The organism is Belnapia sp. F-4-1, from assembly GCF_000802185.1.
In the GTDB taxonomy this organism is placed as follows: domain Bacteria; phylum Pseudomonadota; class Alphaproteobacteria; order Acetobacterales; family Acetobacteraceae; genus Belnapia.
This window is the reverse complement of the sequence record NZ_KN676113.1, coordinates 110573-131189: the sequence shown is the minus strand read 5'-3', so window position 1 is coordinate 131189 and position 20617 is coordinate 110573. Positions and strand designations below refer to the sequence as shown.

Here is a 20617-nt window from a genome sequence, read left to right as displayed (position 1 = left end):
TCTGATCGGAGTAATTCGCTCGCTAAAACAACAGGCTAGAGCGGGTTCCGTGAGCCAGTGCGAACAGAAACCGCTTTAGTCGATCCAGCCGAGGGCGCGCAGGCGGTCGCCCTCGCCCTGCAGGAAGCGCTCGCCGATATCCGCCCGCCAGCGAAGTTCCGGCGCGATGACGTTGCGGGCGCGGGCGCGGGCCGCCTCCTGCGCCTCCGGCACCGTGGCGCCGGTGCCGGTGACGATCATGGCATGGCCCGAGCGGCGGCGGATCAGGAACTGGCCCGCCGTGTCGCGGCGGAGGTCGACGGGGTGGTAGTGGCTTAGCTCCGCCCCGGTGGGCGGGTCGCGGTAGAAGAACGGCACATCGTCGGCCGGCGTCGCCGCATGGTCCACCGCCGGGAAGGGCGGTACGGTCAGCACCACGGCCACCGACCAGCCTTGCGTCGTGGCGAAGCCCTCGGCGCCTCCATCGGCCATGCGGCGGAACAGGTCGCCCCAGCCGTCGCGCTGCATCGCCGCCAGCACGGCGAAGCCTGGGTTGCCGAAGCGGCAGGTGAATTCCAGCGGCAGCGGCCCGCGCTCGTCCACCATCAGGTTGAGGTTGACGTAGCCGACATGGCCGGCCTCGGCGAGGCGTGGCGCAATGCGGCCGAGCGTCGCCTCGAACAGCCGCTCGCCGCCCTCGTAGCTGGCGAGCGTGCCCATCTCGCCGGTCATCTCGCCCATCTCGCCGGGGAAGAAGCGTTTGTGCTCGAAGTCGATGCAGGCGGGGCGGAGGAAGCGTTGGCCGTCGAAATAGGCGCCGACGCCGACCTCGACGCCCTCCAGCCGCTCCTGCAGCAACACCCGGCCGGGGCCGGCGCGGCGCAGCATGTAGGCGAGGTCGAGCCCGTCCGGGTGCTCGCCGACGAAGGTCGGCAGGCGGCTGTCGTCGAATTTCAGCACGTGGCGGCCGGGGGCCTCGGCGAGCCAGGCGAGAGCCTCGGCGGGGCCGTCAAAGGCCTGGCTGCCGGCCATCGGCAGTCCGTGCTGGCGCAGCACCTCCTGGCCGAAGGCGCGGTCGTTCTCCAGCCGGTCGCCGAAGGCGCTGCCGCCGATGACCCGGTAGCCGTCGCGCCGGAGCGCATCGGCGACCTCGCCGCGATCGGCCCGCTCGAACAGGACCATGCCGTCGCGGCCGACCCAGGGGAGTTCCTGCCGCCAATCGGGGACGGTGCCGATCAAGCCGTCGAAGGCGCGTTCCTCCGGGCGGTCCTCCGCATGCACCCGCACCTCGTGGCCCTCGCGCATGAGGGCGAGGTAGATGTCGCCGAGATAGACGCGCGGTCCGATGGCCAGGATCCGCATTGGCCTTTGTCTCCTGTAGACGGTTAGCGGGGCGGTTCGGGTGGCGGCGGGGCCTCCGCCATCCGTACCACGATGGGCATGGCGAGGAGCAGGGGTAGCCAGACCGGGGCTGCGACGAGGACCGGGAAGGGGCCGGCGGCGGCGAGCAGGGCGAGGCTGGCGAGGCCCGTCGCCATGCTGGCCCGCAGCCGCCAGGCCGTCGCGGCGGGGCGCAGGCGACGGCCGTCGCGTTGCTGCGAGGCCCATCCGGCGGATGGCCGTATGGCGCTGGTCAGGATGAGCGCCGTCCGCTCGGCGGCCATGATCGCATCGGCGGCGAGTGCGGTGGCGACCTCGCGTAGGATGGGTCCGAGGCGGCGGATGCGCGGGCCGGGGTGCAGCAGGGCCTCGGCATGGCCGGCGAGCTTCGGCAGATTCAGCATCACGAAGCCGGCGGCAAGCAGCAGGAGCAGGCCGGCACGTGGCGTGCCCTCGCCGCCGCCGGTGGCGGCATTGAGCGCAGCGAGCGGCAGCAGGGCGAACCAGAAGGGCGTCAGCACATAGTGCAGGATGGCCTGCACCATCTGCAGCCGGCCCAGCCGGCCGAGATCGGGGCGGCGCAGCAGGTGGCGGAATTGGAGGTTGCCGCGCGCCCAGCGGATGTCGCGGTCGAGGCAGGCGAGCAGGTCGGGCGGGTGCCGCTCGAAGCTGCCGGCATCGTCCGGCAGGACGCGCACGGCCCAGCCGGCGGCGTGCAGCAGGGCGGCCTCGACGAGGTCATGGCTGAGGATCGCCTCGCCGCCCGGCAGCAGGGGGAGGCGCGCATGGGCGCGGAAGGGGGCGATGCGGATCAGCGCATTGTGGCCCCAGAAGGCCCCCTCCGGCCCCTGCCACCAAGCCTGACCCGTCGCCCAGATCCGCATGCCGTGGCGCTGGCCGAGGCCGAAGGCGTGGGCGAAGCGGGTGGCCGCGCCATGGCCCTGGATCGTGGGCTGGAGAATGGCGAGGCGGCGGTCGGCCTGCATCAGCCGCACGAGGCGCCTGACCGCCGCGGCGGACATGGCGGAATCCGCGTCGAGCAGCAGCAGGAACTCCCCAGCCGCGTCGTGGTCGAGGAAGTCCATCAGGTTGCCGGCCTTGTAGCCGGTGTTGCAGGCCCGGCGCCGGTAGTGGACCGCGCCAGGCGGGAAGCGGGCGGCGAGGCGGGCGACGGCCTCCGCTTCAGCCTGCGCGGCGGCGCCGTCCGGCGTGTCGGACAGAATGGCAAGGCGGAAGCAGCCGGACTCGGCGGGCGGGCGGCGCAACTCCGCCAGCAGGGCGCCGAGCGGCGGCAGGACGGCCGCCATGTCCTCGAGCCGGACGCAGACGGCGAGGACGGTGCGCGCGGTGATCGCCGTTTCCCCCCAACCGGGCTGGCGCAGGGCGGGCAGCACGGCGGCAAGCGGGTCGCGGGCGCGCAGGCGGGTGGTGATGCCGGCCAGCCCCGTCGCCGCGGCGAGGCCGAGCCAGGGTGCGTTAACGGCGAGGCAAGCGAGGATCAGCGCCTCCCACACCGTCCAGCCGCCGGCGGCGAGGACGTGCCAGCCGAGCGCGACGAGGCCGGCGGCGAGGCCCGCCACCAGCGCCGCCATCAGGCGGCGGCGCGGGCGCAGCGCATGCCGCTCCCCCGCCAGGGTGGCGGCGCTCAGCTCCAGAGGTGCCGCCGATCCTGGCCCGCCATGTGCCGCTCCCAACGGACGGCGTCGGCGATGATGGCATCGAGGTTGTCGAAGGCCGGGCGCCAGGCCAGCAGGCCCTGGATGCGCTGCGCCGCCGCGACGACGGCGGGCGGGTCCCCCGGGCGGCGCGGCGCGATGCGGACCCTGATCCTCGCCCCCGTCGCGCGCTCGACGGCGCCGAGAACGGCGCGGACGGAATGGCCGCGGCCGTAACCGCAGTTCAGCACCACGCTGCCGCCGCCCATGGCGAGATGCCGCAGCGCCTCGACATGGGCGCGGGCGAGGTCGGTGACGTGGATGTAGTCGCGGATGCCGGTGCCGTCCGGCGTGTCGTAATCCTCGCCGTAGATGGCGACCTCCGCCCGCTGGCCGAGCGCCGCCTCGCAGGCCACCTTGATCAGGTGCGTGGCACCGGGCATGCGCAGCCCGGCGCGGCCGGCCGGGTCGGCGCCGGCCACGTTGAAGTAGCGCAGCGCGACGACGTCGAGCCGGTGCGCCGCCGAGACGGCCAGCAGCATCTGCTCCGCCGCGTGCTTCGAGGCGCCGTAGGGGTTGATCGGGCGGCACGGCGCGTCCTCGTCGACCGGCAGGCGGTCGGGGATGCCGTAGACCGCGGCGGTCGAGGAGAAGACGAGGCGGGTAACGCCCTCGGCGATGCAGGCCTCGGCCAGGACGAGGGTGTTGGCGAGGTTGTTCCGCCAGTAGCGGGCGGGGTCGGTGACGCTCTCGGGAGCGATCAGCGAGCCCGCCATGTGGACGACGGCGCCGATGCCGTGGCTGCGCAGCGCCGCGCGGACCGCCGATGCGTCGCCGGTGCCCGCGCGGACCAGCGGCACGCCGGGCGGGACGGCCTCGGCGCAGCCGGTCGAGAGGTCGTCGAGCACCACGACGCGGAGGCCGGCATCGAGCAGGGCGAGGACGACATGGCTGCCGATATAGCCGGCGCCGCCGGTGACGAGGATGGCATGCCCTTCCGTCATGCCGCGCGCATCCCGATCGGCACCCGGCCCGCCTCGCGGAAGCGCTCGACCGGCCCGGCGGCGTCGAGCGCCTGGCGGAGCCCTGCCGGCCCGCCGAACTGGAAGCCGAGCTGCGTCGCATAGGCGGCGCAGGCGGCGAGGCGGGACGCCGCATCGCCATGCAGGACGCGCTCCGGCCAGGCGTCCATCAGCGCGGCGAAGGGGCGTGCTGCCTTTTGCCGCGGCCGGGCCGCATAGGGGAAGTCGGTCCACCACAGCACCGGCAGCCCGGCGGGCAGCACCGCCCGGATCGCCGCGACGAGCTGGACGTGATCGACATGCCCGCCCACTGCCTGAGGCGCCAGCAGCAGGTCCGGCGGCTCCGCCAGCAGCGCCGTCAGGGCGTGGGAAAGGGGCGCCTGGATGGCATCCGCTTCATGCGGCGGGCCGAACAGGGCGGCAGCATCCGCATAGCCGCGATGCGGCGCTTCCGGGAAGTCGAGCCAGAGCGGCGCGGCGCCGAGCCGGGCGCAGGCTTCGGCATCCTCGGCGCGGCGGATGGCCATGTAGTCGGCCTCCGGCGGCAGCCCCTTGTCGAGCTGGCAGGCCAGCGCGAAGCCCTTGGGGTCCGGCACCGAGCGGGTGAAGGCGGTGACGACGGTGACGCTCCAGCCAGCTTGGGCGAGGTTCGCCAGGGTGCCGCCGCAGGAAAAGGCCGCGTCGTCGAGATGCGGGGAGAGGGCGAGGGCGCGCGGCATCAGAGCAGGTGCGGCGCGGCGCGGAACCGGCAGTCAGGGTCGCGCGGCAGGACGGGATCGAAGCCGGTATCGGGCGTCCGGCCGGCGACCTCGGCATAGACCCCCATGATCTGGCGGCCGACCGCCTCCCAGGAATAGGTGCGCCGGCATTCCTCCAGCGCGGTCGCGGCGAGGCGGCGGCGCAGCGGCGCGTCCTCGATGATCCGGCGCAGCGCCCCGGCCAGGGCGGGGATGTCGCCCGGCTGCACCAGGAGGCCGTTCTCGCCGTCGCGCAGGCAGTCCACCACGCCGACGGCATAGCAGGAGACGCTCGGCAGCCCGTTCGCCATCGCCTCGAGGATCGTGTTGCTGAAGCCCTCGGCATAAGTCGGGCTGACGAAGACATCGGCCTCGCGGTAGAGCGCCGGCGCCGCGTCGTAATCGGCATAGCCGGTGAAGCGGATGGGCACGCCGCGTTCGGCGGCGAGGGCCTGCGAGCTGTCGTGGTCGGGGCCGATGCCGGAGATGGTGGCGGCGAAGCGCACGCCCTCGGCCTGGAGGAGGGCCAGCGCCTCGATCATGTCGAGCGCGCCTTTCCGCCGGTCGACGCGGCCGTGGTAGAGCAGGCGCACCGGGTCCGCCGCCTCGCCGGGGACGAAGCCCGCAGCCGGGTGGAAGCGCTCCGTGTCGACGGCGCCGGGGACGATGGTGAAGCGCTCCCGTGCCACGCCGAGGCGCTCGACCACCTCCTGCGCGAAGCTCTCGCAGCCGATCAGCAGCGCGTTGGCGTGGTTCAGCACGTTCAGCATGCCGAGCCGATGCGTCTCGCAGCAGGAGCCGACCCAGTGGCCGTCGCCGCCCTGGATGGAGACGACGGTCGGGATGCCGAGCTCGCGCGCGGCGAGCAGCACGGCCCAGCCATTCGGGTAGCCGTACTGCGCGTGCAGGATATCGAATGGCTTCTTCCGGTGCTCGGCGAGGATGACGGAGACCATGTCGTCCACGTCGCGCTCGAAATCGGCGCCGCCCGGCTCGGCGAAGGCCTCCTCGCCAAGCGACTGGCGGCCGATGACGGTGACGCCGGGAACCTCGGGCGGTGGGCCGCCGCCATAGACGCGGGTGCCGGCGGCATCGCCGCGGTACTGGCTGACCATGGTCACGTCGTGCCCGGCGGCGACCAGCTGGCGCAGCAGGTTGACGGCGTAGACGCTCATGCCGCTGATCGCCGGGAAGAAGCGGCGGCTGCAGAACAGGATCCTCATCGGGCATCTCCTTCCCGGCAGCGGCGCAGCCAGTCGAGCGATTGCGGGATCATCCGGTCGGCGCGGTGGCTCTCGCGCGACAGCTCGACGCAGACAAGGCGGGCGAAGCCGACCGCCTCCAGCGCGTCGAGGCAGGCGGGGATGTCCATGTCGCCCTCGCCGAAGGGCAGGTGGGTGTGGTCGCCGCGGCGCATGTCCTCGATGGCGACGGTGCCGATCTGCGCGGCGAACTCGCGCACCGCAGCCGGCGGCTCGCGCTCCTGCGTCACCAGGCAATGGCCGAGATCGAGGGCGAGGGTGAGGCCGGGCAAGTGCGGGTGGAGCCTGGCCCAGTCGTCCAGCGTCTCGACCAGCATCCCGGGCTCCGGCTCCAGCGCCGGGGTGACGCCGTGGCGGGTGGCGTAGTCCGTGACCTGGGCCAGGCCCTCAAGCAGCCATTCGCCGGCCTCGCCGCGATCGACGCCCGGCTGCGGCACGCCGGCCCAGAAGGACACCGCCTCGGCCTGGAGGATGTTGCCGATGTCGATGGCGCGCTGGAGGAAGGCGACGCGCCGCGCGCGGCCCTCGGGGTTCGGCGTCAGCAGGGTCGGCTCGTGCTTCTGGCGCGGGTCGAGCAGGAAGCGCGCGCCGGTCTCGATGACGCAGCCGAGGCGGCGGCTACGCAGCTCGCGCGCGAGCGCCTCCGTCCGCGCCACCCAGCCCTCCTCCAGCGGGTCGAGGTGCTGGAAGTCGAGGGTGAGGGCGATGCCGTCGTAGCCGGCCTCGGCGATCAGCGCGATGGCATCGGCGAGACGGTGGTTGGCGGCGCCGTTGGTGTTGTAGGCAAAGCGCAGCGCCATGGTCAGGCCGCCTGCCGCCGGCGGTAAAGCTGGGCGGAGAAGGTGCCGCATTCGCGGTAGAGCGGATAGAGTCGGCCGACCGTCTCGTCCGCCAGGCGCGCGTCGAACCAGGCGGGGCCGCCGGCCCGTGCCTCATCCTCCGGCCGCAGCAGGATGCGGACGGCGCCCTCGCGCGGCGCGTCGAGCAGCAGCGGGTCGGCGCGCTCGCGCAGGCGGCGGACGCCGCGCCAGCCGATGCGGTGGTAGCTCATCGTCTCGCTCTCGAGGCCGGGGACGATGGTCTTCACCGCCTTCACCGGGCCTTCGGCCGGCGAGCAGTCGATCACCAGCGGCTCCAGACCCTCGGTCGCCAGGCGGTCGAGCAGCAGCCGTAGCCGGGCGTCCGGGTCTGCGACCGCTGCCGCCGGCACGGTCGGCAGGTCGGAGAGCCGGACGCGGCGGCGATCCGAGAAGACGCTGCCGGCGAGGCGGCGGCGCAGCTCGCCTGCATCCTGGCCGACCCATTCGGCCATGGCCTGCAGGGCGCGGCCCTCCTCCTCCTCCAGCATGGCGACGCCGATCTGGCGGTCCACGTAGTCGCGCGGCAGCGCTGCCTGGACCAGCTCGATCGGGCCATGCGTCGCGGCCTTGCGCGAGCGGGAGCCGCAGAATTCCAGCAGCGCCTTGCGCAGCGCGCGCGAGCGGTCGGGGTGCGAGGCCTCGCCGCAGGAGGTCACCTGCACCGGCACGGTGGGCTGGCCGCGGTCGTTGCCGACGACGTAGAGGTTTGGGATGCCGAAATCCGTGCAGGCCAGCTTGACGGTGACGTCGATGCCGAGGGAGCGGAGATGGTCCATCAGCCTGGCGACGTCCGGCTCCTCCTCCGTGTCGATGTCGACGACGACGCCCTGGTCGAGCGCGCGGTAGGTGACGGCGTTGCCGTCGCGCTGGAGCAGCTCCATCAGCCCGTGCGCCACGGCATGCGGCAGGTCGAAGCCAGCGCCGAGGCCGTTGGTGATGGGCGTGATCAGCTGCGGCTTCTCGCCGAGTTGGTAGGGATAGGCGGCGACCCAGTCGCGGGGCACCAGCACCGGCTCGCCGGTGGACCAGCGCCGGGCCTCGACCCAGGAGAGCGGCATCTCGGGCGTGTAGGGGTTGCCGGCGGGCAGGCAAAGCGTCAGCGGATCGGCCACATGGGCCGCGCCGCGCTGCCGCACCATATCCGCGTAGGAGCCCTCGAAGCGTTCGGCCTGCTTCACCCAGGCGCCGACATGCACCTCCTCGCAGAGCTCGCCGAGCGCGCCGACCTCCGCCTCGATCGGCTCGAAGCCGTAGCCATAGCCGGTGGTGGCGGGGTCCTTCGCCACGATCAGGTTGGCCTGGACGACGGGGATGCCGATGCGGTCCAGCATGTCGATGCGGAAGACCGTGACGTGGCCATCCTCCGGCATGGAGGCGCGGAAGGCGCGGGCGACCTCGTGCAGGTCGGTGGTCTGGCTCATCGCGTCGCGCTCCTGCGCAGCTCGTCCACGGGGATGTGCCGCACGCCCGGCGGGCCGCGGAGCTGGTCGTCGAGCACCGCGAGGGCGATGTCACGGCCGATGCCGGGCGCATGCTCGAAGGGGGTGCAGACGGTGTCGAAGTCGAGGCCCGCGATCACCTCGCGGTAGCGGCGGATCTCGCCCGGCGTCAGCGGGATCGACTTGTGGAAGGCCTTGTGGGTGGAAACGGCGGTGCTGTTGCCGGCCTCGTCCTGGTCCACCTTGAAGGCGTCGCCGCAGAAGAGAATGCGGCGCCCGGCATCGTGCAGCACGGCCTGGCCCTCGTAATGGCCGCCGACATGGTGCAGCACCTGGCCGGGCCGAAGCTCCAGCGCGTCGTCATAGGGCCAGGTGACACGGAAGGCCTTGGTGAGCCGGAGGTCTTCCTTCTGGATCGCCATGACCTCCGGCTTGAACACGTCCTGCAGCTGCCAGAGCGCGCCGTAGCCATGCACATGCGAGGCGGCGAGGATGCGGATGCCGCCCAGCCGCTCGATCTCGGCCAGCATCTCGTCGGTGTAGAAGGGCGCCGCCTCGAAGGCGATGTTGCCCTCCGGGTGGAGCAGAAGCCAACCGGTGCCGTTCAGCCCGAGCGGCGGCGAGACGGAGAAGGCGACGAGGTCCCGCTCCAGCCGGCGCCAGTGGCCGCGCAGCATCGGCCGTACCTCCTCCACGGTGAGGAAGCGCCAGCCATCCTCGGGCAGGTCGTTGCGCGTGTCGGTGCAGACGGGGCAGTCCGGCGGCGGGGCGAAGTAGCGCTGCCAGTGACCGCAATTGGCGCAGGCATAGGGCTTCAGCGGCATCGGCGCTCTCCGGCGGCAGCATAGGCGCGCGCGATCAGGCGCATGGTGTGGAGGTCCCGTGCCAGCGAGAAGGCATCAGGCTCGGCCTTGCCCCGCAGCCAGCGGGCGAAGGTGTCCATCTGCCGCAGGAAGGGCGAGGCTTCCGCCTCCGGCACCGGCAGCGGCGCACGCAGGCCGAGCCGGCCGTCGATGCGCCAGACCTTGCCGCCGGGCGCCTGGCCCATGGTGCGCTCGGCGAGGAGTTGGCCGGTGGTGCCGAGGATCTCGAGCTGGCGGCGCGGCAATCCCTCCGGGCAGTTGTAGGCGACGTGGAGCTGCACCAGCACGCCAGAGGCGGTGCGGCCGACCAGCATGGCGCCGTCATCGACGGCGTAGCGCTGCACGCGCTGCTGCGTCAGCGCGGCGATATCCTCGACCGGCTCGCCCAGCAGGTAATCCACCAAATCGAGCCCGTGGGGGGCGAGGTCGATGAGCGCGCCGCCACCGGCGCGGGAGGCATCGGCGCGCCAGTTGTCGGAGGCCCAGCCGGCATCGACCCAGCAGGCATAGGCGATGCGGATGGCGGTGACACGGCCAATGGCACCCTCGGCCACGGCGGAGCGGATGGCGGCATGGGCGGGATGGTGGCGCTGATCGAAGGCCGTGCCGTAGCGGATGCCGGCGGCGCGGATGGTGGCGGCCATGGCTTCGGCCTCGGCGAGGCTGGCCGCCATCGGCTTCTCGCAAAGCACCGGCTTGCCGGCGGCGGCGGCGCGCTCGACGGCGGCGCGGTGCAGGTGGTTGGGCGTGGCGACGTAGATGGCCTGCACCGCCGGGTCGGCCAGCAGGCGATCGGCATCGGCATGGGCTTCCGCGCCGAGGGCCTGGGCCTGGCGCCGCGCGCCCGAGTCCGGGTCGGCTACCGCGACGAGCCGCCCGCCGGCGCCCAGGAGGCCGGGCACGGCGTAGTCCCTTGCCACCCAGCCGAAGCCGATCACGCCCCAGCCCAGGCCTGCGGACGCATCGCTGGCGGTGTGCAGCGCGGCGTCGAGCATGGTCACCAGCCCTCCGGCAAGTCGACCAGCTCGCGCCGCCGGGCTGCTTCGGCAGTGGCAGGCGAGAGGGGCGCGGAGGAGGGCTGGGTGGTGGAGGGCGGGTATGTGGCGAGCGGGCCGTATTCGCGGCCGTAACGCTCGGAGGGCCATGCGATGCGCCCCGCCTCGTCATAGAGCGGATTGCGGCGGAGCAGCGCGCCCGACGGCGGAAGGGCGACCAAGCCGGTCACCGGCTGCGGCGCCCGCAAGCCGGGCCCGGCGGCGGCGGCGAAGGCTTCGGCGCCGCGCAAGGCCTCGGCAGGGGCCGATTGCGGCGCGCGGCCGGCGGCGAGGGCGCGGGTCAGTTCGGCATCCTCGTAGAGCCGGGCATCCGGAAGCAGCCCGGCCATCTCCGTGGCTGAAAGGGCGGCGCCGGCCGAAAGGTTGGGCCAGTCGCGGTTGTGGACATGGCCGATGAGCAGCATGCCTCGCGCCGGGTCGAGCAACCCGCGCAGCGCATCAAGGATCGGCCGCTTCGGCTCGAGGAAGTAGAAGGCGTCGTGACAGGCGACGAGGTCGAAGGGCCCCTCGACCGGCCAGGGCTGAGCGGCGTCGAGGCAAAGCAGCCGTGCCTCCGGCACCACCCAGTGCCGCGCCACCCAGAGCTTGGCGAAGACGACGTCGGCCCCGGTCGCCGCGACGCCGCGCCGCGCCAGTTCGCGCAGGTGGTGGCCGATGCCGCAGGCCAGCTCGAAGGCGGTACGCGGGGCGTTCCAATGCGCCTCGGTCAGCGCCAGCCCGGCCAGGAAGGTCGGGTCCGACCAGCGATGCGCGAAGTAGTCGGCGACCGGCCCCCAGGCGAGTAGGCGCATCGCCTCGCGCAGGGAGAGCGACGCGCGCTCGCGCACGAGGCGGCGCAGCGATGCCGGATCGGCGGTGGGGCCGCGCCACCAGTCGTCCTGATCGGCGAGGAGCAGCACCAGCGCCGCCTCGGTATCGCCGGCATCGAGCCGGGCCAACGCCGCTTCCGCCAGCGCCCGCCGTCCGGCGCGGAGGAAGGGGATGCCGTCCGGAGCGGGCCAGCGCAGCCCTTCCGCATCCCGCACCGAGTGGGCGGTGTCGGCGATCATGCGGCAAGGCCCATCCGGGCGAGCACCGCATCCTGGAAAGGCTTCACCGGGCCGGCATGCACCAGCTCCATCTCGCGCAGCACGAAGTCCATGCTGGTGCCGGCGGCGCGCAGTTGGGTCTCGACCTGCAGCACGCGGTCGAGCGTGTCGGCGGCGTGGAAGGCACGGCCCTCCGGCGTGGTCGCGTCGGGCAGGATGCGGCAGGCGGCCTCGGTCGCGGCGCGGAGGCCGGAGGGCAGCTCGTCGAGAGCCAGCGCGGTCGCGCGGGCCATGACGGGCGCCAGCCACTCGCCGAGCCCCATTTCGCCCGCGAAACCGGAATCGGGCAGCAGCGCGTTGTGCAAGTGGTGCGCGAGGGCGGCGAGGAAGACGGTCTCAGGCTGCGCGCCCCAGCTCGGGGCCAGGAGGACGCCGAAGACGGCGACCAGGGCGCAGTGCTCGGCATGGCTCTCCGGCGGGTCGAGGATCAGCCGGCCGCGGCCTGGAGCCGTGGCGCCAGCGCGGGGCTGGGCGGCCAGGCGGGCGACGAAGGGCGGCGGATCGGCGACCGGTAGCGAAGCGGTCGTGTCGAGCAGCCAGGCACGCAGGTCGGGCGCGAGCGGCGCCGAGGCGGCCTCGACAGTGGACTGCACGATGGCGCGCGCCGGCTCGTCCGGCACGCCGGCGGTGCGCAGCACGCCGGCATCGAGATCGCCGAGCACCGTCGCCGCCAGCGCCTGGCGGATCGTGTGGCGGGCGACATCGGCCGGATGCGCGCCGGCCATGAGGGCTGACCAGGCGGCGGCGAAGAGGCGTTCCGCGATGGAGCCGGCGAGGTGCGCCGACCGGATGCGCTTCAGGTCCTCGAGGCCGCGCAGCAGGGGCATCAGGGCGGGCGGGGCCAGCCCGCCCTCCTGCTCCGGCCTCATCGGCCGGCTTTGCCCTCGAGCCAGTCGGCGAGCATGCGTTCCTGCCGGTGGAAGGCATGTTCCGGCGCCCGGCGGCCGGCCGTCATCGGTGCCTTGAAAAAGAGCGAAAGCTGCTCCTGCGGCCCCTTCTCGCCACGCTGGCGCGCGAGGTCGAGCACGCGGGCGATCTCCAGCACCAGCGGCGCGGCGAGCACGCTGTCCTTGCAGAGGAAGTTGACCTTGATCTGCATCTTGTGGCCGAGGAAGCCGCTGACGTCGATGTTGTCCCAGGCTTCCTTGTCGTCGCCACGCGGACGGTAGTAGCGGATGTCGACGATGTGGTCCTCGACCTTGTAGCCGAGGATGCTGTCGAGCACGTTGCCCTTGGTGCCGAGCTTCGACTTAAGGCTGTCCGGATCCTCGAGCGCCTGGCCGTCGCGGTTGCCGAGGATGTTGGTGGAGAACCAGCCATCGACATGCAGCGCGCGGGCCCGAAGCGCCGGGGCGAGCACGGTCTTCATCAAGGTCTGGCCGGTCTTGCCGTCCTTGCCGGCGACGGGCACGCCGCGCCGCTCGGCGAGCTCGGTGAGGCCGGGGATGTCGGCCGCGACGGAGGGGGTGAAATTGCCGTAGCCGATGCCGGCCTCGATCGCAGCGGCGGCGTAGAGCATGGCCGGGCCGATATCGGGGTCGTCCTGGTCGAGGGCACGCTGGAAGCCGTCTGCCGTGCGCAGCGCTTCGCCCTCGACCGGCGTGCGCTCGGTGGAGGCGAGGTTGATCATGACGACATCGTCAAGGTCGTTTGCCACCTTGAACTGCTGGATGTCGCCGATGATGGCGTCGATCGCGGCGCGGTGGCCACGCATCTCGCGCATGTTGCCGCCACCGATCCGGCGGCAGAAGGCGCTGCTCGCCACCGCCTTCCAGGGCGTGACGCGGGCGAGCGCATCCTCGGTTTCGGCGAGCTGGTTGTCGTTGAGGACATGATGCTCGGCAGCGGCAGCGGCGAGGCTCTGCCCGTTCACGTCCCAACCGCCGAAGACGAGATCCTCATAACCGGCAAGGCCGGGCACGGCGACATCGGCAAGCGGCAGCCCGCTCATGTTGTTGGCGCCACGGCGCATCAGCTCAACCCCGGCGACGGCGGTGGTCGCCACGGCGCCCCCCAGACCCACCACCGCCACTCCGACGCGACGGCGCCTCGACGCATTCACCATTCCGCTCCGCCCTTGTCTGTCGCGGACGAAGATCGGGCCGGTGCGAAGATGTTCCAGGCAAAGGTGCGATCACGTATACCGGAGGCGAGATGGTGGACCCCAAGCGAACCGTGCCGGTTAGTCACCGGCCGAGCGTGGTTGCGTCGTGCCGAAGAGCCTTTCCGGCTTCGCCGCCGCCAGGGTGCAGAGCGCGAAGAGGCCCGCGCCGCCCAGCGCCACCAGCCAGGACGGGAGCAGGGCGCCAAGGTGGCCGGATACCGCCGAGCCCAGCACGCCGCCGCCGTTCAGTGCCGCCATCACGAGGGCGAACTGGGTCGCGGCGCCGCTGCCGCGGATGATCTGCATCACGGTCGGCGCGAGCGAGACGAAGACGAGCGCCGGCACGACGCTGGACAGCGCCATGGCGCAGGCCTCAAGCGCGTAGCTGCGTGGCCCGAGCAGCAGCAGCGCGGTCGCCACATAGGCCGCGACGCAGCTGCCGAGCAGCAGGCTGAGCGCGTGCCGTGGTCCCACCCGGTCCAGCCAGAGGCCGATCGACAGCGCGCCGACCGTGCCGCTGGCCAGTGTCAGCCCACCCTGGAGTTGCGAGAGCGAGGCCGCATCCCAGCGGCCCGTCGCCACGAGGTCGAGGCCGAAATGAACGCCAAAGGCGGCGGTGGCGAATTCCTCGACGACGCAGACCGCCAGCAGGGCGAGGATATCCCGCCTGCGGCCGAATTCGGCGAGTTCCTTCAGCACGGCGAGGTAGGACGCGGTGCCGCGCCCCTCCTGCCTGCGCCGCCCCAGGGAGACCAGGGCGTCGCCCCGCTCCTCGCGGACGAGAAGGGGGATCGCGGCGGCGAGCGCGCCGAGCAGCAGGAGCACGTGCTCCGCAAGGGGCAGGCCATGGGCCGCGGCGAGCGCCGAGAAGGCCGCCGCGCCGAGGGCCGAGCCGCCGACGAAGCCGGCCCGCGTCAGCGCCGTCGTCTCGCCCAGGCGGTCGGCGGGGACGCAGTCGATGATCATCGCATCGGCCGCGGTGTCGAGCAGCGACGCGCAGGCATTGTGCAGCAGCAGCAGCAAGCCGATGCGGCTCAGCGCACCGGCGCCGTCGCCGGCGATGGGCAGGGCGGCAAGGCAGGCGAGGGCGCCCGTCAGGCCGAGCACGATCCAGGCCCGGCGGCGGCCCATGCGGGCATCGCCGAAGCGGTCGATCAGCGGGCCCCAGAGGGGTTGCAGGACCCAGGGCAGGCCGATGAGCGCCAGCATCGCCCCGATGGCCTCGGGTGCCGCGCCGAGGCCAGCCAGGTGGTTCGGCAGCGCCGTGACCGCGAAGCCGGCGGCCAGCCCCTGGTAGCCGTAGAGGGCGAGGATGGTCAGCCGTCGCCAGCCGGGATGGGTGAAGAGGGGCGGGCCCGTCATGCGCGTGGTCCTGATCGCATCCCGGACCGCCTCGCCGCCCTGCTATCCTGCCGGGCAGATGGCGTGGGACCGGGTGGTCTCAAGGGGAGGGGCGGGCTGCTTGGCGCATGCGCTCCAGCACCGGCAGGAGGTGGGGCTTCAGCGCGTGCCAGTTCTCGCTCATCGGGAAGTGGCCGAGGCCGGGCATGATGGTGAGCGTGGCGCCGGGGATGGCGGCAGCGGTGGCGCGGCTGTCCTCCGGGCGGCAGGAATAGTCGTATTCTCCGGTGAGCAGGGCGACGGGGCATCGTGACGTGTCGATGCGGGCGAGTTTGGGGCGGAGATCGCCTTCCTCGGCGTAGAAATGCAGGTCGCCGCGGAAGATGCCGGGGCCGCCCTGGGCATAGTGCCAGAGGGTTTCCCATTTCGCGGCCTCGGGCGAGGCGGGGCCGACCAGGCCGGAGACCATGGCGGCGCAGGCCTCGCCGCCATGGATGTGCGGGTGGTGCAGCGCATCCAGCTCGTAGTAGCGGCCGGTGTGGGCGCTGCCCTGCAGGCCGATGACGCCGCCGAGGGCATCGGCGTGCTCCGCCGCTAGGTCGAGCACGATGCGGCCGCCGATGGAGCAGCCCATGACCACCGGCCGCTCCAGGCGGAGGGCGGCGGCGACGGTCATCACCAGGCCGGTATAGGCGGCGGTGGTGAGGCGGTAGTCCTCGTGCTCCCAGCCGGGCGGGGGGCTCGACTTGCCGTGGCGGGGCATGTCGAAGGCGATGCAGCGGAAGCGGCTGGTGATGTCGGCGTCGTTGAGAAGGTCGCGCCACTGGCGGCCGTCGCTGCCGGCGGTGTGGAGCAGCAGGAGGGGCGGGCCGGAGCCGGCCTCCTCGACATAGAGGCGGTGGGGGCGGCCGGCGATATCCATCCGCAGGTAACGGCCGGTGATGGGCTCGACCTCAACGCTGCCGAAGGCAGGGGCTTCGGCGGGGGTGGGGGTGGGGTGGCCAGCGAGGACGGCGAGCAGGGCCTTGAACCAGAAAAGATGGGCGAAGAAGAGGTTGGTGTCGCCCTCGACCATGAGCGCGCCCTGGCGGCGCAGCGCCAGCAGATCGTGCCAGCCGGGCTCGGAGCGCGGCGCGGCGAAGCGGGCGAAGCCTTCGGCGGTGATGCGAAGCGCGAGGGTAGAGCGGGGCATCAGGAAGGGGCCGGCCTTCAGGGCGGCGAGGCGGCCGTCATGCAGGGAGAGCAGCCAGGCGGACTCGCCGATTGCGAGCAGCAGATCGGCCGTCAGGTGGCGGCCGTGGCGGGCGAGGGCGGGGTCCGCCAGGTGCGCGGCGAGGTCGTCCAGCTTGGGCTGCATTCTTGTTGTCCTCCCTTGTGGCTCGGTCAGTCCGGTGGGCCGTAGCCGCCGCCGCCGCTGGTCTGGAGGATGACGCGGTCGCCCTCGCGCACCAGGAGGTTGGCCTTGCCGCGCAGTTCTTCCTCCGTGCCCTCGCGGCGGAGGAGGCAGCGGAAGGGGGCGCCCGCCGCGCCGCCGGCGAGGCCCCAGGGTGGGATGACGCGGCGCTCGAACATCGTCGTCAGCGACATCTCGGGGGCGAGGACGTGGTACTCGCGCTCGGTCCCGGCGCCGCCCGCATGGTGGCCGGTGCCGCCGGAGCCGGGGCGAAGGGTGTGGCGCTCGATGCGGATGGGGAATTCGGCCTCGATGATCTCGGCCGGGGTGTTGTTGGTGTTGGTGAGGTGGACGCGCGTCGCGGCAGCGCCGGGGCGGTCGTGGCGGGCGCCCTCGCCGCCGCCATGGGGCTCGTAGAGCGTCTTCCAGGCGCCGTCGCGGCCGGCGCCGCCGAAGATCAGGAGGCCCGCGGTGGTGGAGCCGCCGGCGGCGAGGCGCTCGGGGATCGCCTCGGCGAAGGCGCGGAAGATGGCGTCGACCAGGCGCTGCGAGGTTTCGTGGTTGCCGCCGACCAGGGGCTTTTCCTTCGGCGGGTCGAGGAGGGAGCCGGGGCGAGTGACGACGGTCAGCGGGCGGTAGCAGCCGCCGTTGGGCTGGATCTCGGGCCCGGCGATGGCCTTCATCGCGTAGTAGACGGCGGCGGCGGTGACATAGGGCGTGGTGTTGAGGGGGCCCGCCAAGGCGTCGTCGGTCGCCGAGAAGTCGAACTCGGCCGTCTCGCCGGTGATGGCGATGCGGACTCGGAGGGCGGCGGGGGCGCCGCCGGGGCCGTCATCGTCGAGGAAGTCCTCGCCTTCGAAGACGCCCTGCGGGAGCGAGGCGATGGCGGCGCGCATGGCGGCCTCGGAGCGGTCGTGCAGCGCGGCCATGGCCTGCTCCACCACCGTCGCGCCATGGGTGGCGCAGAGATCGAGCAGGCGGCGCTCCGCCGTCGCCGTGGCGGCGAGCTGGGCGAGCATGTCGCCCTCGCGCTCGGCCGGGCCGCGGGTGTTGTTGAGGATGACGGCGATCTTCTCCTCGTCGGGGCCCTCGGCTGTGAAGAGGCGGAGGGGCGGGAGGCGAAGGCCTTCCTGCACCGCCTCGGTCGCCGAGGCGACGTAGGAGCCGGGCCAGGCGCCGCCGATATCGGCCCAATGGGCGAGGCTGACGGCGAAGCCGAGCAGGCGGCCCTCGGCGAAGATGGGGCGGATGGCCTTCACGTCCGGCAGGTGGTTGCCGCCGAGCTCGGGCAGGTTGGTGAACCAGACATCGCCGGGGCGCAGGCGCTCGGCCGGGACGCGCCGGAGGAAGGCGCCGACGGTGAAGCTCATCACCCCGAGATGGACGGGGATGTCGCGGCCTTGGGCGACGAGCTGGCCGGTGGCGTCGGTCAGCGCCGAGGAGAGGTCGCCGGCCTCGCGCAGCAGCGGCGAGCGGGCCGAGCGCATGACGACGAAGGACATCTCCTCGGCGATGCCGGTGAGGGCGTGGCGGAGAACTTCCAGGCGGAAGGGGTCGGGCGTGGTCATGCGTCCTCCCGGGTCAGCAGGATGTGGCCGCCGGGCTGCGCTGTCGCCGACCAGCCGGGTGGGACGAGGATTGTGGACCAGTCGTCCTCGATGATGGCGGGGCCGGCGATGCGGAGGGGCGGGGCGAGGCCGCTGCGCTCGTAGCGGGGGGTGGGCAGCGGCGCCCCCGGGGTGAACCAGCAGGGGCCGGTGGCGAAGGGCTCGGGCGGGGCGCTGGCGGGGGCGGGTGGGGCGAGGTCGAGCGCGCGGGGGGCGGAGAGGCGGAGGCGGAGGCCGAGCATCTCCCAGGCCTCGCCGGAGGCGAAGCCGAACAGCGCGCGGTGGCGGGCCTCGAAGGCGGCGCCGAGGGTGGGGCCGTCTGCCGGGCCGGAGAGGGGGACATCGACGGCGTAGGACTGGCCGCGGTAGCGGATGAGGCCGGTCTCCTCGGCGGCGATGGCCTCCCCGGACACGCCCTGGGCGAGGAGAGGGGCGGCGAGCTCCTCCATCAGCGCGGCGCGGGCGGCGGCGAGGCGGGCGGCGTCGAAATCCTCGCCGGGGAGGCGGAGGGTGCGCTGGCGGGTGTAGCTCATCTCGGCGGCGACGCAGCCGAGGGCGGAGAAGGCGGAGGAGGCGTGCGGCACCAGCACACGGGTGATGCCGTAGGTGGCGGCGAGGCCGGTCGCATGCATCGGGCCCATGCCGCCGAAGGCGAGCAGCGTGGCGCCACGGCCGTCAACGCCGCGCTCGACGGTGATCTTGTTCAGCGCGCGGGCCATGGTGGCGTCGGCGACGCGGAGGACGCCGAGGGCGAGTTCCACGACGGGAAGGCCGAGCTGCTCCGCGAGCGGGGTGAAGGCGGCGGTGGCGCGGTCCACGTCGAGGGTGATGGTGCCGCCGAGGCGGCGGCGGGGGTTCAGGTAGCCGAGGATGGCGTTGGCGTCGCAGACGGTGGGTTCGGTGCCGCCGCGGCCGTAGCAGGCGGGGCCGGGCTCGGCACCGGCGCTGCGCGGGCCGACCGAGAGGCCGCCGGGGCCGTGCTGCACGATGGAGCCGCCGCCGGCGCCGATCGACTCGATCGCGACCATGGGCTGGCGCAGCGGCTGGTCAGCGAGGCGGGCATCGACGGTGATCTCGGCGCGGCCGTCGAGGATCAGCGCGACGTCGGTGGTGGTGCCGCCCATGTCGAAGGAGAGCAAGGCGGGCTCGCCGGTCTCGCGCGCCGCGGCGGCGGCGGCGGCGACACCGGCGGCGGGACCGGAGAGGGCCATCAGCAGCGGACGCTCGGCCGCCGCCTCGGGCGAGGCCATGCCGCCGGCGGAGTGCATGACGTGAAGGCGGGCCTCGGCGGGGAGTTCGGCGCGGAGGCGGGCGAGGTATTCGGCGGCCAGCGGCATGACGGCGGCGTTCAGCACGGTCGCCACGCAGCGTTCGTATTCGCGCGCCTCCGGGTTCACCTGATGGGAGAGGGAGAGATAGGGGACGCGACCACGGAGGCGATCGGCGAGGGCCAGCTCATGCTCGGGGTTGACGTAGCTGTGCAGCAGCATCACCGCCATGGAGCGGGTGCCGGTGGCGAGTGCGGCGTCGATGGTCGTGTCGAGGTCGGCGAGTGGGCGGAGGGTGGTGCCGTCATGCGCCATGCGCTCGGCGACGGGGACGCGGCGGGCGGCGGGGATGAGCGGGGCGGGCTTCGGCGGGACGTCGAGGCGGTAGAGGTCGCGGCGGCTCTGGCGGCCGATCTCGATGATGTCCTCGAAGCCTGCGGTCGCCAGCAGGGTGACGGGCTCCAGCTTGTTCTCGACGATGGCGTTGGTGACGCGGGTGGTGCCGTGGACCAGGTCGGCGATTTCGCCGGGGGCGACGCCGATGGCCTCGAGCGCAGCGAAGATGCTGCCGACCGGGTCGGCGGGGCGGGAGGGGACCTCGGCGGTGCGGAACTCCGCGCCGCGCGCGCCGACGATGTCGGTGAAGGTGCCGCCGATATCGATGCCGACCTGCCAGCCCGTCATGCGTCGCCCCAGCCTCGTTGTGCGGTGCATCCTGACGGCGGCGTTGCGGGATGGCTAGCCCTGGGCGAAGCTCGCGCGACGGTGGAGGCAGGCGATGCGGCTCACGGACAAGGTTGCGGTCATCACGGGCGGCGGCTCCGGCCTAGGGCGGGCGAGTGCCGTGCTCTTCGCGCGCGAGGGGGCGCGGATCGCCATCGTCGACCGCGATGCCGAGGGTGCGGCGGAGAGCGTGCGGCTGGTGGAGGCAGCGGGAGGCGAGGCGATGACGCTCGCCTCCGATGTCGGCGAGCCGGGCAGCGCGGACCGTGACGCGGCGGCGGTGCTGGCGCGCTTCGGGCGGATCGACGTGCTGTGCTGCTTCGCCGGCTATTCCTGCGGCGGGACGGTGCTGACGACCGACCCGTCGGATTGGGATGCGGTGTTTCGCGCCAATGTCGGCGGGACCTGGCTCTGGGCGCGGGCGGTGATCCCGGCGATGCAGCGGCAGGGCGGGGGTGCGATCGTCACCACGGCGTCGCAGCTCGCCTTGGCTGGGGGGCGGGGGAACACGGCCTATATCGCGGCGAAGGGGGCGATCCTCTCGCTGACGCGGACCATGGCGCTGGATTTCGTCGGCGATGGCATCCGGGTGAATGCGCTGGTGCCGGGGGCGATCGACACGCCGCTGCTGCGGCGGAGCTTCGCCCGGCACCAGGAGCCGGAGCCGGTGATGGCAGCCTCACGCGCGCGGCATGCGATGGGGCGGTTCGGTAGGCCAGAGGAGGTGGCGGAGGCTGCCTTGTTCCTGGCCAGCGATGCCGCGGCTTTCACCACGGGGACGACGCTGGCCGTCGATGGCGGGTGGCTTGCCGCCTGACGGGCGGTGGTACGCGGATTGCTG

Annotated in this window: 17 protein-coding genes; 1 reads left to right on the top strand and 16 read right to left on the bottom strand. The window is 73.2% G+C overall.

The features are described 5' to 3' along the window. Positions 1-75: 75 nt before the first annotated feature. The 16 genes from LH62_RS00895 to LH62_RS00820 all read right to left on the bottom strand — a co-directional run bounded on the left by LH62_RS00895 (position 76) and on the right by LH62_RS00820 (position 19737). Complete coding sequence (locus LH62_RS00895; protein WP_043358670.1) at positions 76-1341, bottom strand: hypothetical protein; 1266 nt, start codon at positions 1339-1341, stop codon at positions 76-78. Between the two features lie 23 nt (positions 1342-1364). Continuing rightward, on the bottom strand, positions 1365-3053 hold the full coding sequence (gene mdoH / locus LH62_RS00890) for a glucans biosynthesis glucosyltransferase MdoH (protein ID WP_144404321.1): 1689 nt from the start codon (positions 3051-3053) through the stop codon (positions 1365-1367). Next, a complete protein-coding gene (galE, locus tag LH62_RS00885; protein ID WP_043358668.1) occupies positions 3005-4018 on the bottom strand; it encodes a UDP-glucose 4-epimerase GalE in 1014 nt (337 codons plus the stop codon). Before galE ends, mdoH begins: the two co-directional genes overlap by 49 nt. Further along, positions 4015-4755, bottom strand: a complete 741-nt coding sequence (locus LH62_RS00880; protein WP_043358667.1) for a PIG-L deacetylase family protein — start codon at positions 4753-4755, stop codon at positions 4015-4017. Before LH62_RS00880 ends, galE begins: the two co-directional genes overlap by 4 nt. Next, positions 4755-5996 (bottom strand): glycosyltransferase family 4 protein, encoded by a 1242-nt coding sequence (locus LH62_RS00875; protein ID WP_043358666.1) that lies wholly within the window; start codon positions 5994-5996, stop codon positions 4755-4757. Before LH62_RS00875 ends, LH62_RS00880 begins: the two co-directional genes overlap by 1 nt. Next, on the bottom strand, positions 5993-6835 hold the full coding sequence (locus LH62_RS00870; protein WP_043358665.1) for a sugar phosphate isomerase/epimerase: 843 nt from the start codon (positions 6833-6835) through the stop codon (positions 5993-5995). The genes LH62_RS00875 and LH62_RS00870 overlap by 4 nt, the downstream gene beginning before the upstream one ends. Positions 6836-6837: 2 nt before the next feature. Then, positions 6838-8316: a YcaO-like family protein gene (locus LH62_RS00865; RefSeq protein ID WP_052213550.1), complete on the bottom strand. Its 1479-nt coding sequence runs from the start codon at positions 8314-8316 to the stop codon at positions 6838-6840. Beyond that, positions 8313-9158 carry an MBL fold metallo-hydrolase gene (locus tag LH62_RS00860; RefSeq protein WP_043358664.1) on the bottom strand — a complete coding sequence of 282 codons (846 nt, stop codon included), beginning with the start codon at positions 9156-9158 and terminating at the stop codon, positions 8313-8315. The genes LH62_RS00865 and LH62_RS00860 overlap by 4 nt, the downstream gene beginning before the upstream one ends. Further along, the gene (locus LH62_RS00855) at positions 9149-10192 is read right to left on the bottom strand and encodes a Gfo/Idh/MocA family protein (RefSeq protein WP_052213549.1); all 1044 of its coding nucleotides are present in this window, start codon (positions 10190-10192) and stop codon (positions 9149-9151) included. The genes LH62_RS00860 and LH62_RS00855 overlap by 10 nt, the downstream gene beginning before the upstream one ends. Positions 10193-10194: 2 nt before the next feature. Then, the gene (locus LH62_RS00850) at positions 10195-11301 is read right to left on the bottom strand and encodes a bifunctional 2-polyprenyl-6-hydroxyphenol methylase/3-demethylubiquinol 3-O-methyltransferase UbiG (protein ID WP_052213548.1); all 1107 of its coding nucleotides are present in this window, start codon (positions 11299-11301) and stop codon (positions 10195-10197) included. Beyond that, the gene (locus LH62_RS00845; protein ID WP_043358662.1) at positions 11298-12209 is read right to left on the bottom strand and encodes a hypothetical protein; all 912 of its coding nucleotides are present in this window, start codon (positions 12207-12209) and stop codon (positions 11298-11300) included. Before LH62_RS00845 ends, LH62_RS00850 begins: the two co-directional genes overlap by 4 nt. Beyond that, a complete protein-coding gene (locus LH62_RS00840) occupies positions 12206-13363 on the bottom strand; it encodes an inositol-3-phosphate synthase (RefSeq protein ID WP_201445397.1) in 1158 nt (385 codons plus the stop codon). Before LH62_RS00840 ends, LH62_RS00845 begins: the two co-directional genes overlap by 4 nt. A 159-nt stretch (positions 13364-13522) precedes the next feature. Next, positions 13523-14806: an MFS transporter gene (locus LH62_RS00835; RefSeq protein WP_052213547.1), complete on the bottom strand. Its 1284-nt coding sequence runs from the start codon at positions 14804-14806 to the stop codon at positions 13523-13525. 79 nt (positions 14807-14885) lie between these two features. Then, complete coding sequence (locus LH62_RS00830; protein ID WP_201445396.1) at positions 14886-16142, bottom strand: alpha/beta fold hydrolase; 1257 nt, start codon at positions 16140-16142, stop codon at positions 14886-14888. Between the two features lie 26 nt (positions 16143-16168). Further along, the gene (locus tag LH62_RS00825; protein WP_043358658.1) at positions 16169-17746 is read right to left on the bottom strand and encodes a hydantoinase B/oxoprolinase family protein; all 1578 of its coding nucleotides are present in this window, start codon (positions 17744-17746) and stop codon (positions 16169-16171) included. After that, positions 17743-19737 carry a hydantoinase/oxoprolinase family protein gene (locus LH62_RS00820; RefSeq protein ID WP_043358656.1) on the bottom strand — a complete coding sequence of 665 codons (1995 nt, stop codon included), beginning with the start codon at positions 19735-19737 and terminating at the stop codon, positions 17743-17745. The genes LH62_RS00825 and LH62_RS00820 overlap by 4 nt, the downstream gene beginning before the upstream one ends. Before the next feature lie 94 nt (positions 19738-19831). Here LH62_RS00820 and LH62_RS00815 point away from each other — a divergent pair, with 94 nt between their 5' ends. Next, positions 19832-20593 carry an SDR family oxidoreductase gene (locus LH62_RS00815; RefSeq protein WP_043358653.1) on the top strand — a complete coding sequence of 254 codons (762 nt, stop codon included), beginning with the start codon at positions 19832-19834 and terminating at the stop codon, positions 20591-20593. Positions 20594-20617: the final 24 nt, after the last annotated feature.

What these genes read in the sequence shown, in the direction of transcription:
- LH62_RS00895 (WP_043358670.1), bottom strand. Translation starts at nt 1,341, where the DNA reads ATGCGGATCCTGGCCATCGGACCGCGCGTCTATCTCGGCGACATCTAC.
- galE (WP_043358668.1), bottom strand. Translation starts at nt 4,018, where the DNA reads ATGACGGAAGGGCATGCCATCCTCGTCACCGGCGGCGCCGGCTATATC.
- LH62_RS00880 (WP_043358667.1), bottom strand. Translation starts at nt 4,755, where the DNA reads ATGCCGCGCGCCCTCGCCCTCTCCCCGCATCTCGACGACGCGGCCTTT.
- LH62_RS00875 (WP_043358666.1), bottom strand. Translation starts at nt 5,996, where the DNA reads ATGAGGATCCTGTTCTGCAGCCGCCGCTTCTTCCCGGCGATCAGCGGC.
- LH62_RS00870 (WP_043358665.1), bottom strand. Translation starts at nt 6,835, where the DNA reads ATGGCGCTGCGCTTTGCCTACAACACCAACGGCGCCGCCAACCACCGT.
- LH62_RS00865 (WP_052213550.1), bottom strand. Translation starts at nt 8,316, where the DNA reads ATGAGCCAGACCACCGACCTGCACGAGGTCGCCCGCGCCTTCCGCGCC.
- LH62_RS00860 (WP_043358664.1), bottom strand. Translation starts at nt 9,158, where the DNA reads ATGCCGCTGAAGCCCTATGCCTGCGCCAATTGCGGTCACTGGCAGCGC.
- LH62_RS00855 (WP_052213549.1), bottom strand. Translation starts at nt 10,192, where the DNA reads ATGCTCGACGCCGCGCTGCACACCGCCAGCGATGCGTCCGCAGGCCTG.
- LH62_RS00850 (WP_052213548.1), bottom strand. Translation starts at nt 11,301, where the DNA reads ATGATCGCCGACACCGCCCACTCGGTGCGGGATGCGGAAGGGCTGCGC.
- LH62_RS00845 (WP_043358662.1), bottom strand. Translation starts at nt 12,209, where the DNA reads ATGAGGCCGGAGCAGGAGGGCGGGCTGGCCCCGCCCGCCCTGATGCCC.
- LH62_RS00835 (WP_052213547.1), bottom strand. Translation starts at nt 14,806, where the DNA reads ATGACGGGCCCGCCCCTCTTCACCCATCCCGGCTGGCGACGGCTGACC.
- LH62_RS00830 (WP_201445396.1), bottom strand. Translation starts at nt 16,142, where the DNA reads ATGCAGCCCAAGCTGGACGACCTCGCCGCGCACCTGGCGGACCCCGCC.
- LH62_RS00825 (WP_043358658.1), bottom strand. Translation starts at nt 17,746, where the DNA reads ATGACCACGCCCGACCCCTTCCGCCTGGAAGTTCTCCGCCACGCCCTC.
- LH62_RS00820 (WP_043358656.1), bottom strand. Translation starts at nt 19,737, where the DNA reads ATGACGGGCTGGCAGGTCGGCATCGATATCGGCGGCACCTTCACCGAC.
- LH62_RS00815 (WP_043358653.1), top strand. Translation starts at nt 19,832, where the DNA reads ATGCGGCTCACGGACAAGGTTGCGGTCATCACGGGCGGCGGCTCCGGC.